General features: G+C 50.7%; 16 protein-coding genes. All 16 read right to left on the bottom strand.

What is annotated here, in order from left to right; genetic code table 11:
- Nucleotide 1: 1 nt before the first annotated feature.
- The 16 genes from OCV31_RS03720 to OCV31_RS03645 all read right to left on the bottom strand — a co-directional run bounded on the left by OCV31_RS03720 (nt 2) and on the right by OCV31_RS03645 (nt 14,466).
- The gene (locus OCV31_RS03720; RefSeq protein ID WP_148472739.1) at nt 2–778 is read right to left on the bottom strand and encodes a YlmH family RNA-binding protein; all 777 of its coding nucleotides are present in this window, start codon (nt 776–778) and stop codon (nt 2–4) included.
- A complete protein-coding gene (locus OCV31_RS03715; RefSeq protein WP_108831445.1) occupies nt 772–1,242 on the bottom strand; it encodes a cell division protein SepF in 471 nt (156 codons plus the stop codon). Before OCV31_RS03715 ends, OCV31_RS03720 begins: the two co-directional genes overlap by 7 nt.
- A 10-nt stretch (nt 1,243–1,252) precedes the next feature.
- Nucleotides 1,253–1,942, bottom strand: coding sequence for a YggS family pyridoxal phosphate-dependent enzyme (locus OCV31_RS03710; RefSeq protein WP_148472736.1), 690 nt, complete (start codon nt 1,940–1,942; stop codon nt 1,253–1,255).
- Nucleotides 1,943–1,957: 15 nt separating this feature from the next.
- On the bottom strand, nt 1,958–3,250 hold the full coding sequence (locus tag OCV31_RS03705) for an HlyD family efflux transporter periplasmic adaptor subunit (protein ID WP_148472734.1): 1,293 nt from the start codon (nt 3,248–3,250) through the stop codon (nt 1,958–1,960).
- Nucleotides 3,247–4,251: an NAD(P)H-dependent glycerol-3-phosphate dehydrogenase gene (locus OCV31_RS03700; RefSeq protein WP_148472732.1), complete on the bottom strand. Its 1,005-nt coding sequence runs from the start codon at nt 4,249–4,251 to the stop codon at nt 3,247–3,249. Before OCV31_RS03700 ends, OCV31_RS03705 begins: the two co-directional genes overlap by 4 nt.
- Before the next feature lie 4 nt (nt 4,252–4,255).
- Nucleotides 4,256–4,840, bottom strand: coding sequence for a glycerol-3-phosphate 1-O-acyltransferase PlsY (gene plsY, locus OCV31_RS03695; protein WP_148472730.1), 585 nt, complete (start codon nt 4,838–4,840; stop codon nt 4,256–4,258).
- Nucleotides 4,837–6,144 carry a ribosome biogenesis GTPase Der gene (der, locus tag OCV31_RS03690; RefSeq protein ID WP_108831450.1) on the bottom strand — a complete coding sequence of 436 codons (1,308 nt, stop codon included), beginning with the start codon at nt 6,142–6,144 and terminating at the stop codon, nt 4,837–4,839. The genes plsY and der overlap by 4 nt, the downstream gene beginning before the upstream one ends.
- Complete coding sequence (locus OCV31_RS03685) at nt 6,137–7,480, bottom strand: DUF512 domain-containing protein (RefSeq protein ID WP_148472727.1); 1,344 nt, start codon at nt 7,478–7,480, stop codon at nt 6,137–6,139. The genes der and OCV31_RS03685 overlap by 8 nt, the downstream gene beginning before the upstream one ends.
- 51 nt (nt 7,481–7,531) lie before the next feature.
- Nucleotides 7,532–8,764 (bottom strand): serine hydroxymethyltransferase, encoded by a 1,233-nt coding sequence (locus OCV31_RS03680; protein WP_148472725.1) that lies wholly within the window; start codon nt 8,762–8,764, stop codon nt 7,532–7,534.
- Nucleotides 8,765–8,784: 20 nt separating this feature from the next.
- Nucleotides 8,785–9,363, bottom strand: a complete 579-nt coding sequence (locus tag OCV31_RS03675; RefSeq protein WP_148472723.1) for a DUF6648 family protein — start codon at nt 9,361–9,363, stop codon at nt 8,785–8,787.
- Nucleotides 9,364–9,458: 95 nt separating this feature from the next.
- Nucleotides 9,459–9,884 (bottom strand): hypothetical protein, encoded by a 426-nt coding sequence (locus OCV31_RS03670; RefSeq protein WP_148472721.1) that lies wholly within the window; start codon nt 9,882–9,884, stop codon nt 9,459–9,461.
- A 16-nt stretch (nt 9,885–9,900) separates the two neighbouring features.
- Nucleotides 9,901–10,845 carry a TIGR01212 family radical SAM protein gene (locus OCV31_RS03665; RefSeq protein ID WP_148472719.1) on the bottom strand — a complete coding sequence of 315 codons (945 nt, stop codon included), beginning with the start codon at nt 10,843–10,845 and terminating at the stop codon, nt 9,901–9,903.
- Nucleotides 10,814–11,131 carry a DUF1292 domain-containing protein gene (locus OCV31_RS03660; protein WP_148472717.1) on the bottom strand — a complete coding sequence of 106 codons (318 nt, stop codon included), beginning with the start codon at nt 11,129–11,131 and terminating at the stop codon, nt 10,814–10,816. The genes OCV31_RS03665 and OCV31_RS03660 overlap by 32 nt, the downstream gene beginning before the upstream one ends.
- A 2-nt stretch (nt 11,132–11,133) precedes the next feature.
- Nucleotides 11,134–12,573: an aminoacyl-histidine dipeptidase gene (locus tag OCV31_RS03655; RefSeq protein WP_148472715.1), complete on the bottom strand. Its 1,440-nt coding sequence runs from the start codon at nt 12,571–12,573 to the stop codon at nt 11,134–11,136.
- Nucleotides 12,574–12,625: 52 nt separating this feature from the next.
- Nucleotides 12,626–13,120, bottom strand: coding sequence for a peptide-methionine (S)-S-oxide reductase MsrA (gene msrA, locus OCV31_RS03650; protein ID WP_148472713.1), 495 nt, complete (start codon nt 13,118–13,120; stop codon nt 12,626–12,628).
- Nucleotides 13,121–13,128: 8 nt separating this feature from the next.
- On the bottom strand, nt 13,129–14,466 hold the full coding sequence (locus OCV31_RS03645; protein WP_148472710.1) for a GTP pyrophosphokinase: 1,338 nt from the start codon (nt 14,464–14,466) through the stop codon (nt 13,129–13,131).
- Nucleotides 14,467–14,567 lie beyond the last annotated feature (101 nt).

Raw genomic sequence — 14,567 nt, 5'->3', positions numbered from 1 at the left:
CCTATCTGCTGTTTAAGGTTCCGTACTGAACGCGCACTTTCCCCTTTTTCGTCTCATAGAGGGGCTCTAAAATTTTTATGCGCCCAAATCCCCGCACGGAAATCAGATCACCGGGTTCGACGGTGTCGTGGGTCTTCTCCGCCCGCTTAAAATTTACTTTCACCAAGCCCTTGGCCACGAGACCCTTTACTTCGTCTCGCGACTTGTGGGTCACGGCCCGCACCACCGCGTCTAAGCGCATGGACGACACCACGGCCGCGGACACGATCCAGTCCTCTTCGATTTCAGGCACGGAGGCCGTTGGAATTTCTTTGAGGCTTATGGGCGCAGAGCCGACTTTTCTGAAATTCACGGCGATAAAATTCGCGATCTCTTTTTTCACGAAGACATAGGCCCCCTCGTCGGTGGGGGCGATGTCGCCGATTTTGTCACGCTCGATGCCCATACCCAACAGGGAGCCGAGGATTTGCCGGTGATCGAAGTCGCCGCCTTCTAAGTAAAAGGCCGCGACAAATTCTTCTTCCACGGGAAAGGGCTTGTAAACCGGGATCTTCCTCTCCCAGTTCCCCGCCGGCTCGAAAGTCATCTTCACATCCGGGAAATGACCAGCCCAGGAAGCCACCAGGCTCTGTTCGTAGGGATCTAAAAAATCACCGGCTGTCGCCCTGTAATTTCTCGAGCTGATTTCAGGCAGATCGAGAACGTGGCGCAACCGAGTGATTTTTTCAGGCTCTCTTATGTGGCGAAGGAGTTCATCCTTCCGAAGGCTCTTTACCAAGGAAAGATGCCCGAGTTTTGTAATTCTTCTTTTAACCCGTCGATGGCGATGTTCGCCGGCGCGAGAATAAAGATGTCTTTGTTCACCTTTTGAATCTTGCCTTCGATGGCGTAAAGGGCGCCGTTGACGAAGTCAAAAATTTCCCGCTTCACGTCTAAATCCAGTTGTTCGAAATTTAAGACGACGGCCTTGTTTTCCTTTAAGTCGTCAACGATCTTCGGCGATTCGTCGTAGCTCAAGGGTTCGTGCACCGTAATGACCATGGCGGCTTTCGTTTGAATGCTCAACACATTGCCGCTGTCTTTTCTGCGGGGAGCCACGGGTTTTTGCGAATGGGTCGTGGTGATGGGTTCCACTTCCGTCGTTTGAAATGCGTCGTCTTCCGCGTAATCGTATTCGTCGTCGTATTCGTAATCTTCACCGAAACCGAACGCCCTTTTTAACTTGTTACCAAAATCTGCCATAATTTCCTCCTTAATAATGCCGTGCACCGAAAATGCGACTGCCTACGCGTACCATATTTGCGCCTTCTTCAATGGCGATGTGAAAGTCTTGGCTCATGCCCATGGACAAGTGAGTCATGTCGACACCTTCGTAATGGCGTCCGGCGATGTCTTCTTTTAAGGCCACCATTTTCCGAAACAGCTTCCTTAAATAAGCCTCGTCATCCACATTGGGCGCGACGGTCATTAAGCCGTCGACTTTTAGATGGGAGTAATCGACGATGGATTCCAGAAAAGGCAGAACCTGATCGTAGGCCAAGCCGCCTTTGGAGGCCTCGTCGCCGATATTTACTTCCAACAGACAATGGACGACGTGATCCGTTTCGCATCCTCGTTTTTGAATTTCTTTCGCCAAGGACGGCCTGTCCAGTGAATGGATCAAAACCACATCATTGTAGATATATTTTACCTTATTTGACTGCAAGTTTCCAATCATATGATAACGAACACGAGAACCGAGGGCATCTATTTTTTGCGTCAGCTCCTGCACCTTGTTTTCGCCGATATCCGTGACGCCGTATTTCAATGCTTCTTCGATGACATCCACGCCGTGGGTTTTCGTCACGGCGATCAATTGCACCGGCTCGCCGGTTAAACTGTGGCGTCTCGCTTCTTCGATTTCTTCTCGCACCCGCTTGAGTTCGTCGCCAATCGTCGACATACGCACCTCCTGTTATCAATACACAATTTTATCTTTTCGGACCTTCTTCGGCTCCACGATGACTTCGTTGGTGGGGCGCAAAGTGGTCACTTCTTTGCCTTTTTTGTTTTTAATCATGCCTTTGTCGTCGCCCATGCTGATGTAGGCGGCTTTGTCACGAATCGACAGGACCTCCACCGGCACAAAGGTGACGAATCGGCGCACGGCATCGACGTAGACGCCTTTTTCGCCGTGTTTTCCTTTGACGATGGCCGTGGTTGGAATCTTCAGGGCCGGGGATTCGCTTTTTATAATGGTGGTCTTTTGCTTCCGGGGTCGATAGACTTCCTGCAGTTTATCTTGCAGGCTTAAAATCACCACAGGCGAATCGTCGTCGCCTACTACGGATTCCACCCGCGCTTCGGTGACGACTTTTCCGATTCTAACCGTCACCATTTTTCCCATTTCGTCTTTTACCAATCGCGCGTCGTCCACAGGCAAGGCAATTTTATAGGCCGTGTCGCTGATGGTACGGAAAAAGGCCCTGCCTTCTTTTACCTGATTTTCCCCCCGAGTCAAAGGCTCGATGCTCACTCCGCTCAAATAGGCTGCGGTAAAGGTATCGTCGTCATTCTCCAGGGACAGCTCTTTTTTAAAGTCGTCGAAAGTGTAGCTTACGATCCCCGATGAAGGGGCCACGTAATCGGCACTGGTAGAGGCAATGCGGCGAGTGAGCCGATCTTTTTTCTCTTCCAACTCGGGAATGGAAAGTTTCAACAACTCGTTGAGTTCCGACACATTCACCGTATGTTTCGTGCTTAAATCCAAGGTATTAATGGAGGAAATCAGTTTTTCGTAATCCTCGTCGCGAATGAAGCGCTGAATGTTTCGAATGACATTTTCGTCTTCTTCGTTGATCCTGTCCTTGGATTTTTCCGAGGTGCGGTCGTTTTTAAAGTCGATGGCTGCCTGAATTCGAATAAGCTGGTCCTTCACCTTGGAATTGTCGTTCATGACATTAATATCCGCCACGCGAAAACCCTTTGGCACCTTCTTTCCTTCCCGCACATTGTAAACGGCGGTGCCGCTCGCCTTTGTGAAGATCGTCTCTTCGTCAAAAAGCAGGTAGCCGTCGCCGCGGACCACGTCGCGAAAACACACCTCTTGGGGCTGCTCCGTTTTAGGCGCACAAACCAGGCGGTAATAAACGGAGTAGCCACCGCCTGCTAAAATCAACAACAGAAGGAGGACGAGAAGAAGCCGCCTGCGCTTTTTCTTCCGGTTCTGCCGCCGTCGAATTTTTTTTCGAACGTTCGAACTTTGAGTCATAGTAAAAATATCTTCTCGTTTTCGTGTTTATTGGGCCGCTGCATGAGATCCGACACGGCCTGCCCGGGATCGGCGCCGCGGTACAAGACGTCGTAGAGTTTTTCGGTAATGGGCATTTCGATGCCAAGCTCCCGAGAGAGTTCGTAGCAGGCCTTCGTGGTTTTATACCCTTCCACCACCATGCCCACTTTTTCGATGGCGGCATCGGGATCCGTGCCCTTGCCGATGAGGTTGCCGAAGCGCCAATTGCGGCTGTGCACGCTGGTGCAAGTGACGATTAAATCGCCGATTCCGGAAAGGCCCTGAAAGGTAATTGGCTTTGCGCCGAGGGCGATGCCTAAACGCTGAATTTCCGTAAGGCCCCGGGTCATCAAGGCGGCCTTGGCATTGTCGCCGTAGCCCAGACCATCGGAAAGACCGGCGCCGAGGGCGATAATATTTTTTAATGCGCCTCCGATTTCCACGCCGATCATATCATCTTGAACGTAGACGCGGAAGCTGTCGTAAGTAAATAAGTCTTGGGCCCACAGGGCGTGTTTTTCGTCTTCGGCGCAGACCAAGACGGTGGTGGGCATGAATTTCGCCACCTCTTCCGCATGGGAAGGCCCGGATAAGACGATGTAGGGCGAATCGGGCAGGATTTCTTTGGCCACCTGAGAGAGGCGCAGATGGCTTCCCTGTTCCAATCCCTTGGCCAGATTAATGACCGGGGCTTTCGATCCCGCCCGAGCCACGGCTTCCATGGTGGAGCGCACCGCCCCTGTGGGCACGGCCAAGACGATGCCGTCGGCACCGTCGATGGTTTCTTCCACAGAAAGGTGCACCTGAATGGACGGATCGAAGGTGAAATCCTCTAAATAGCCGGGATTGTCCCCCACCGATTGAATCCGCGCGTATTGTTTTTCGTTGCGTGTGTACATATGCACCTCGTGGCCGATGCGGGCCAAGAGATTGGCAATGGCGCTGCCCCAACTGCCGCAACCTAAAATTCCGATCTTCACCGAATCAACCTCCGATCTTGTTTTCTCTGCCTTCTTTCAAGCGAATCAAATTGTCTTTATGGCGAATAAAGCCCATAAGCCACAGGGCGAGAATCGCCCAGCGATTGTAGCCGATGCTTCCGTATTTTATAAGCATGGCCGCACTACTCAGGCTGAGAAAGGTCAAGGACCCGACGCTCACGTATTTGGTGAGCTTCGCTGCGATGACGCCGGCCACGGCCGCTACGCCTCCCCATAGAGGCTCAAGCGTCGTATAGGAGCCGAAGGTTGTGGCAATGCCTTTGCCGCCGCGAAAACCCAGATAAAAGGGAAAGTCGTGGCCCAGAACGACGAAAAGGGCGGCGAAAAGCCGTATGGATTCGTCCAACATGGGCGCGAGTAAAGCCATGGCCACCACGCCTTTTAATACGTCGATGGCGAACGTGGTGTAGCCCAGCTTCTTCCCCATGACCCGCACGGCATTGGTGGTGCCGGCATTGCCGCTTCCTTCGTCGCGAATGTCTTTGTGGAAAAACACGCGGCTTAAAATATAAGCACCGGAAACAGAACCCACCAAGTAGCAGGCGAAAAATACGAGGAGCGTCTTCATCGATTCCTCAACTCCATAATAATGGGTACGCCGTCGAAGCGATAGGCCGCGCGAATTTGATTTTCCAAATAACGCAAATAGGTGAAGTGGAAAAGTTCCTTGTCGTTGACGGACAGCACGATTTTCGGCGGTCTGGCCGAGACTTGGCTCGCGTAGTAAAGCTTCCCGCGCTTGCCCTTATCCGAAGGGGGCTGATTCATTAAGACGGCCCGGTTCATAATGTCGTTTAAGACCCCGGTTTGAATCCTGAGGGAGTAATTGTTATTGACCACGTGAATCATGTTCAACAATTTTTCCACGCGAGAACCTGTCAGGGCCGAGATGAAAATCATGGGCGCGTAGTTTAAAAAGGGCAGCTCCATGCGAATGGCCTCTTCGAATTGCTTCATGGTGCGGGTTTCTTTTTCGATGGCATCCCACTTGTTCACGGCGATAATCATGGCCTTGTTGTTGTCGTGGGCGTAGCCTGCGATCTTCGAATCCTGCTCGCTGACCCCTTCCGTGGCGTCGATTAAAAGCACGCACACGTCGGCCAGCTCGATGCTTCTTAAAGTGCGCACCACGGAGTAGCGTTCCACTTTTTCGTTGATTTTTTTGCGCTTTCGAAGGCCCGCCGTGTCGATGAGCACGTAGTCCGTGTCTTCGTATTCGAAGAAGGAGTGAATGGAGTCCCGAGTCGTACCGGGAATGTTCGTTACGATGGAGCGCTCTTCCCCTAAAATGCGGTTCACCAGGGATGATTTTCCCGCATTGGGTTTTCCGATAAAGGCCACTTTAATTTCGTCGCGGAAATCATCTTCTTCCACCTTTGGAAAGGAGGCCACCGTGGCGTCCAGCAAATCGCCGATGCCCCGGGACTGCTCGGCGCTGATTGTGTAGGGCTCGCCTAAGCCCAACTCGTAAAAATCGTAGCGATGGTCTTCCGATTCCTTGGCATCCATTTTATTGACGACGAGAAGGGCTTCTTTTCCGCTCTTTCGAATGTAGGCGGCCACTTCCCGATCCACGGTAGTCAGGCCTTCTTTTCCGTCGACGACAAACAAAATGATTTGCGCATTTTCCACGGCCACTTCCGCCTGGGCCATGATCTCAGGCATAAAGGTCTCGTCGCTGGAGGGATCCAGCCCGCCCGTATCGATTAAAGTAAATTCATGATCGAGCCACGTAGCCTTGGCATAGATTCTGTCTCGCGTCACGCCCGGCGTATCCTCGGTAATGGATATTTTCGAGCGCGTCAGCACATTAAATAAGGTACTTTTGCCCACATTGGGGCGACCCAATATACAGACGACCGGTCTATTCAACAGGACGCACCTCCAAACATTTTTCTAAAAATTCCGCACCGTTGTTGCTTACGGTTATAATCTTCGCACCTAATTCTTTTTCCAAAGCTTCCACCGTTACATCGTCCAAAGTGATGGCACGGTCGCTTCGAAACATTGACATAGGTAACATTATAGCATCGTGGATTTTACCTTTCAATTGACGGACTACGTCCTCCGCCGTCAAGAGCCCCGCCACTTTTACCGTGTCGCCGAAAAAGTCGTTCTTTATGGTAACCACGTCGCATTGAATGCCGGGGAATTTTTCGTGAATCATATGGGCCAGTTCTTCAAACAAAGGCGCCGCATACTCTCCCGTGGCTAAAGTGATTTTGGAACGATACGTCCCTTCCGCCCGATCCAGGGCTTCTTTGAATTCTTCGTAGAAGGAGCGCATAAGCCCCACGCCGTTTTCGTACTGCGGGTAGCCGTCGTAGAAATCCGCCTCGGGCATATCCTTTTCGGCGATGAGGTAAAACTCATCGGAGGCGTAGACCCAATGGCGACCGCAGATTTTTCGCATCTCCTCCGCAAAGGCCTCGGCGATGGCGATCACTTCCCGCGCCTGATCCTTCGTGTAGGGGGAAAGCTTCGGCAAATGGTCCCGATACTTGGATAGCCCCACGGGCACCATGGCCACAGAGGCTACTTGGGGCATGAGAGACGCCAAGTCCCTCAAGGTGCGCTTCAGTTCCTCCCCGTCGTTCACACCGGGGAGCAGCACGATTTGCGCGTTCATGACGATGCCCGCATGGGCCAGGCGCTTCATGTCCTCCATAATCTTTCCCGCCGACGGATTCTTTAACAGCTCCACCCGGAGCTCGGGATTGGTCGTATGCACCGACACATTGATGGGGCTCAGGCCATAGGCGATCATGCGATCGAAATCTTCTTTTTTTATATTGGTAAGGGTAATGTAATTGCCCTGAAGAAAAGAGAGCCTGGAGTCGTCGTCTTTAATGTAGAGGCTGTCGCGCATATTCGGCGGCATCTGGTCGATAAAGCAAAAGAGGCAGCGATTGGAGCAGGTCTTTTGCGTGTCCAAAAGCGGCGTGACGAAATTGAGTCCGATAGGCTCCTCCACGTCTTTTTCAATGTCGTAGAGAATCAGTTCGCCGTCTTTCTTTTCGATGGTGAGGGTGATGTATTCGTTGGCCGATTCGTAGCGATAGTCGATGACATCCCTCACCTCGTTGTCGTTAATGGCGATCAATCGGTCGCCGGCTTCGATTTCCAACTCTTCGCCGATGGACCCGGGATCGACAGAGCGAATGGTATTTAATGCTTTATGAACGATGTCGATTTCATAAGGGTTCATGGCGCCTCCTATGGCCGTAATAGAAAAGGACTCTTTCGAGTCCTTCCCGCTTTATTTGTACAGAGGAAATTTTTCGCAAAAAATCCGCACGCGGTCTTTTGCTTGGTCTTCCGTAATTTCTTTTTTCAAGAGATCCACCATGATTTGCGCCACATAGGCCGCGTCTTCTTCTTTCGCGCCCAAGGTCGTCATGGCCGGGGTGCCGATGCGAATGCCGCTGGTCACCATGGGCGATTCGGGATCGTAGGGGATCATGTTTTTATTTGTGGCGAGGCCGCTGTCGTTTAACAACTTTTCAGCCTCTTTACCCGTTAACTTCAGGGAACGAAGGTCCAAGAGCAACAGGTGATTGTCCGTACCGCCGGAAACCAAATCCACGCCTTGTTCCAAGAACACTTTTTCCATGGCCTTGGCGTTGTCGATGATTTGCTTGCAGTACACCTTGAAATCCGGTTGCGCCGCTTCGTGGAAGGCCACGGCTTTTGCCGCGATTACGTGTTCCAAGGGGCCGCCTTGCAGTCCGGGGAACACGGCCTTGTCGATGGTTTTGTGCAATTCTTCCGTGCAAAGAATGGCGCCGCCTCTGGGGCCCCTGAGAGTCTTATGGGTGGTGGTGGTTACCACGTCGGCGTAGGGCACAGGATTTTCGTGATAGCCCGTGGCCACGAGGCCGGCAATGTGGGCCATGTCCACCATAAAGTAGGCACCGCTCGCCTTCACGACCTCCGCCATGCGCTTAAAGTCGATCTTTCTCGGATAGGCCGACGCGCCGCCGATAACGAGCTTCGGTTTGTATTCCTTTACCGCTGCTTCAAAGGCGTCGTAGTCGATGCGACCCGTCTTTTCATCGACGCCGTAATCCACGATGTCGAAGTATTTTCCCGAGATATTCACCGGGCTTCCGTGAGACAAGTGGCCGCCCTGACTTAAGTTCATGCCCAAGATCCGATCGCCGGGCTTTAAGAGACCCAAGTACACGGCCATATTGGCATTGGCGCCGCTATGGGGCTGTACATTGGCGTGATCGGCACCGTAGAGGGCTTTAAAGCGATCGATGGCCAATTGTTCCACTTCGTCCACCACTTGGCAGCCGCCGTAGTAGCGGGCGCCGGGCAGGCCTTCGGCGTATTTATTGGTCAGTGGCGATCCCATAGCCTCCATGACGGCGTAAGAGACAAAGTTTTCCGAGGCGATGAGCTCGATGTGACTTTGTTGCCGCTCGGTTTCCTTTTGTACCAGCGAATAGATTTCAGGATCCGTCTTTTCTAAGTGCTTGTAATCCAATCCTTGCCCCTTTCTCGGTTCTAATACCTGTCGTTGATGTAGGTGTCGATTTTGGAGCGTTTTTTTTCTTCCATGAAAACGCCCCGATCGACTAAGTCTTCATAAACCCGTTTGGACGTGGAATGCAAAATATACTCCGGATACTCGATAAAGACGATTTCAAAGAGACGGTCTTGCAATTTCTTTCCGTCGCAGTGAACGAAGTAGCCGTAGACATTTTTGTAATCGACAAAATCCAAAATTTCCAAGATCGTGTCATCTTTTTTTCCGTAATATTTTTCAGCCAAAGAAAGGGAGCGGCAATACTCTCGGTTGCTCTTCTGCATCCGCTTCACGCGCCGAGCCTCCATGCGGTAGCTTTTGGCCAAGGCGTTGTAGTATTGGTAATTAAAGATCCCCTTCTCCAGCCGATCGATGAGAAAAAAGGGGCGCACATTGCTGCTGTGCATGTCCTTTAAATTCGTCTGCAAAAATTCCTTTTTGTTTAAATCGCCGCGCTCATAGGCGCGAATCAAGGCGCTACGCCTCTCCATAAAGTGCTGAAACCACTTGTCGCAAATCGGCTCCATGGCCATGGAGTCCTCATCATAAGAATGCATTGATCAGTACCGGCAACACCATTGCTAAGCATAAAATTACGGCCACGATTCGGATAAATGTCTTGTTCGATTTCATTCCAATCCCCTGTCAGTCGTTAACCTTCCAAAGAAACTTCTTGTGCGTATTGTTTTAATTCTTCCGGGAAGTCCGCTTCCACGTAATTGACGTTAATGTAGATTTGGCGGTTTTCCATGCCCAAGGTTTCCAGGCGATTGGCCAAATCCTTCAAGTCTTCGATGGAGAGGTCCATGACCTTGTACATGCCGTCGACGTAAACTTTTTCCAAGTCGTAGTCCATGGCGAACATGCCGCTTAAAAAGCCGTAGAATTCGTCTAAATTGGTGAGATTGTATTCCGTGGCGTTAATTAAGCGCACATTGTAATCCAAGCTGAAAATGTGGTCGTCGTCGACTTCAACAAAAGCGATGTTGCCGTTGCCGCCTTCGTGGTCTTCATTGGCGTGGTCGATTAACCATTTCGTTTTTCCTGCACCTTTTGCTCCTAAGATATAACGAATCATTGTAATCATCCTTTCTCTATTTCCTATACAAATGACCTTGCGGCCGATTTTCCTCAATCATTCGCCGTACGATTTCGTCGCGAATGTAGTACCAGCTTCTATTCCAATTGGCGAACAACACGTCTTTTTCCGGCGCACGTCCCAAAAGACGGCCGATAACCGTCTCCGGAGGCAGATGCTCCAGAAATGAGATCACCCGCTCCATAAACTCTTCCATGGGAAGGGGCACGAAGGTGCCGGTGGTGTACATGTCGGCGAGTTTGGTGTGCTTCGCCACGTAAAGATTGTGAATCTTCACCTCGTCGGCACCGACGCGGGCCAATAATTCGGCGCCTCTGAGCACGTCGTCTCGGCTGTCCCAAGGCAGATCCAAAATCATATGGACCGCAAGCCTCAGGCCTTTTTCCTTGATCCGCTTCGACGCGTCGATAAATTCGTCGATGCCGTGGCCGCGATTGATCGCTTCCAGTGTCTTTTCATTGGCCGATTGCAGGCCCAATTCGAAGGTGACGACCTTATCCGGAAAAATTTCCTTCGCCGCCGATAAATATTCGTCGTCCACACAGTCCGGCCGCGTGGATACGGAGACGCCGACGATGTCTTCTTCCGCCACCGCCTCTAAATTTTCTTTAAAGTCGGCCAGAGGAAGGTAGGTGCCCGTAAAATTTTGAAAATACGGGATAAAGCCTTGGGCCTTGTACCGCGCCTTCATTCGCGCCTTGTTTTCTCGAAACTGTTCCCGTACGCTTCCTTGAATCCATTCGAAGCTGCCTCCCTCTTCGCCGCAAAAGATGCAGCCGCCCACCCCGACGGTGCCGTCGCGATTGGGACAGCTGCCCTTCAAGTGAATGGGCACCTTGTATACTTTCATGCCGAAAGCATCCTTGGCGTAGGTGCTGAAGCTTCGATAGGGAAATGGCTCCGTAATGTTATTCTCCTTGATCTTCCACGTCTTCCGCATAGAGGCTTTCGAATTCGTCGGCGACGCGGTTGAAATAGTCTTCGTCTTCGATAAAGACCAATTCCAATTCTTCGTCTTCCAATTCGGTGTATTCGTAAATCAGAACGGAGGCGTCTTCGTCCACTTCGTCGCCTTTTAAGGGCAACAAAGCGATGTAGTCTTTTTCTTCAAAGGGGAAAATGCCGATGACGGCGCAGTCCAATTCGCTGTCATCTTCCAATGTCAGCGTAATGACGTCCATTTCCTCGTGTTCGTGATCGTGATCGTGTTCGTGTTCGTGGCTCATATTTATCCTTTCATTTTTAAAAGTTCCAGAAGGTAATCGAATACCCGATTGGTCGAGGCGATCGATAAGTTTTCGCCGGGGGCATGGACGCCGTCCATGTCGGGGCCAATGGAAATCATGTCCATCTTGCCGATGGAATCTTGCAGAATGCCGCATTCCAAACCGGCGTGAATCATTTCCACCGTGGCATCTTTGCCGGTCATGTCTTTCCATAATTTCACGGCTTTGTCCCGAAGAGGCGATTCTTCCGCGTATTCCCAAGGGGCGTAGGCGGAAAGTTCTCGGAATGTGCCGCCGCTTAATTCGCCGGCGATGCGGTTTTTCAGGGCGATTTCATGAATCTTGCTTTCCACATCGCTACGAATTTGCATGGTAAAGACAATTTTTTCATCGTCACTTGCGGCGACGCCGATGTTGGTGGAGGATTCCACCAAGCCTTCGATTTTCTTGCTGAAGGTGTTGACGCCGTTGGGCGCGACGAGAAGGTAATTAATAACGCCGTCGGCTACCTCCTGAGCGAGGACTTTGTCGGCGGAAGCGGTTTCGATTTTAAGCACGCCATTGGGATCCGTGGCGACAAATTCCTTTAAGATCGTGTCGGCGGATGCCTTCAGTGCCGCCTTGATGCCGTCCACATCTTTGGCATCGACGCCGATAAGGGCTTCGGCATCTCTCGGAATGGCGTTGGGCTTCGAACCGCCGGAGAAATCCGCCAGTTCGAAATCGTAGTCGTAGGAGACTTCTCTCAAGATCCGCGCCAACAGAAGAATGGGATTGCCCCTTTCGTCGTCGATATCCGAGCCGGAGTGGCCGCCGCGGAAGCCGCCGAGATCGATGGCGAGGAACGCATCCTTTTCGGGCGCCTTAAATTCTTTTTCGAAGATAATTTCGGACACCATGCCGCCGGCACAACCGACGGTAATAATGCCTTCTTCTTCCGAGTCGATGTTGATTAATGTGCGACCTTCGAAATACTTGCCGTCGATGGTATGGGCTCCGGCCATGGACGTTTCTTCCTCGACGGTAACCAAGCATTCAAGAGCCGGGTGTTCGTAGTCGCCGTCTAAGATGGCGAGCATCATGGCCACGGCGATGCCGTCATCGGCACCGAGTGTGGTGTTCTTCGCGATGATTCGATCGCCTTCCACCACGGCTTCGATGGGATCATTTGAAAAGTCGTGTTCGTAGCCTTTTACCGCTTCGCAGACCATATCCATGTGGCCCTGCAAAATTACGGTTAGCTCGTTTTCGTAGCCTTTCGATGCGGGCTTTTTAATAACGATGTTTTTCCATTTATCTTGAATGACCTCGAGATCGCGATCCTTGGCCCATTGAACCAGGAAGTCGCTGATTTTTTCTTCTTCTTTGCTGCAACGGGGAATGTCCGTTATGGCGGCAAAGAAGTTTAGAACCGGTGAATCGCCGGTTAAACCTTTTATCATTCTATCACCTCTTCTTTATACTACATATTACACGAAACGCGCCGCTTCGTCATTACTTTTCGCTTTTATTCGGTAAAGGAATATGGCAATAGCCGCCGGGATTTTTCACTAAATATTGTTGGTGGTATTCCTCGGCTTCCGTAAAGTTTTCAAGAGGCGCCACCTCCACCCAAATCTTGCGCGTCGATTGGCTTTGGCGCTTCTGTTTATCCTCTTCGTAGAAGTCCTTCAGGGCCTCGTCTCCGGGCCTGTAATAGAGCCCGGTACGGTACTGGCGCCCCACGTCATTGCCTTGGCGGAAATAACTGTATGGGTCGATGATTTTGTAAAATAAATCCACGATTTTTTCCCGCGATAGGACCTCGGGATCGAATTCGATGATCACGCCTTCCGCCGCCTTGCTCTTGCCGTAGCAAAGGTCTTCGTAGGTGGGACTCGGAATGTCGGAGTTAATATAGCCCACCACAGTGGCGGTGATTCCATCGGTGCGCCGAAAATATTCTTCCACGCCCCAAAAACAACCGCCGGCCAAAATAATTTCTGCCATGGTACCTCCTAATAGTTTAACATGCGCTCGATGCGCCCTTTATTATTCTGAAAATCTTCGTAGGACCGAATGTTTCTGAATACCTGAGAAATGGAATGGGTGCTCAAGCCATAGTAACTGCTGATCATGTGGTTCATGGAGGGATCTTTTTCCACCATGGAAGCATAGCAATTTAAAATAAAGTCAATGACGGACGCGTATTCTTCCTCGGTAAAGCCGCTGCTGTCCACTTCCCTTTTTATGGTCTCGATTAACAAACTTTCCAGATAGCGGAAAAATTCTTCGAAGTCGATCCTGGGCTCCGATTGCTCGATTTCGGCGATAATCTTAAAAAACAGATTCCATCCGAACTCCCGCTGCATAACGGCGTACACCGCTTTGCCTACCCGCTCGGTAAAGGCCGTGGTAAAGGTGGGCCGGCGATCGAATTCGACGCCCTCGGCAACTTTAAAGCCCTTTTGGTCGATGTGGTTGATTCGGTTCAACAGGCGAATGAAATTTTCCCCCTCGTCGTAATCCAACAGGGCCTGGCATTTGTAGTCCAAATATTCCACGATAATGTCCGAGGTCTCGTTAAAGTCCACGACAAAACCAAGCTCCTTGCGAATGGTGCCCACGAAAATATCGTGAATGATTTTCGACAAAAGGCTTTTCAGCTGCCGATGATTGCTCTTCACCGCCGAAGAATCCATGTCGTTGACGTGTTCGTATAGGATTCGCAACTGGCGGTCGATCATGGACAGATTGTCCTTAATGGAATGCATAATGTCTCGGAAAAATTCTTCCGTGAGCATGTAGTTGTAATTTTTATATAAGACCTTGTGGTCGATTTCACCCCAGAATACATTAACCAGGGACTTGATCTGCAATTCGAAATTAAGCTTTTCGTCGTCCTTTTGAATGATTCCGTCGATTTTATAAATGCCGAAGCCGTTTTTTTGAATCATGGGCTGGGCCGTTTCCATATCCAGCAAAATGTGTTTGTGACTCGGCGACCTGTAGTAGCCGTTTCCCACGGGAATGTAAAACAGATCTTTAATGGCCCGGTAAATGTCCACTTCGTCGTCGGTAAAACGACATTCGATTCTCAGCCCGATAATATCCTGCATGTGCCGGAGCATTTCCGCGGCATCGTCGTAGCGCATATAGAGGCTGTTTCGAATAATTTTTTCTCTTAAAGAATTTGCCGATTTGATTCGTGAATTGACCGCGAGAAAACTGTCGTTGTCTTTAAATTCCATTTCAAAAAAGTTTTCAAGCTCCCGCTCGAGCTCCGCTATAAACTCGTATTTATTGTTCAACAGCTCGATGGAGCGGTCAATAAAGTTGAATAAATCCAGTTCCATATCTTCCCCCTGACATAGAACCAGTATATCACAGAATCGTGCAGGAAAACGATCCTTCTCCCCGATCAAAAAAGCGGCTCTCTGGCACGGAAATGGCTTAA

Origin of the sequence: Aedoeadaptatus acetigenes, from assembly GCF_025566985.1 — a bacterium.
Classification (GTDB): domain Bacteria; phylum Bacillota; class Clostridia; order Tissierellales; family Peptoniphilaceae; genus Aedoeadaptatus; species Aedoeadaptatus acetigenes.
The sequence above is the reverse complement of the archived record's forward strand: the minus strand, read 5'-3'. Positions and strand labels throughout refer to the sequence as shown.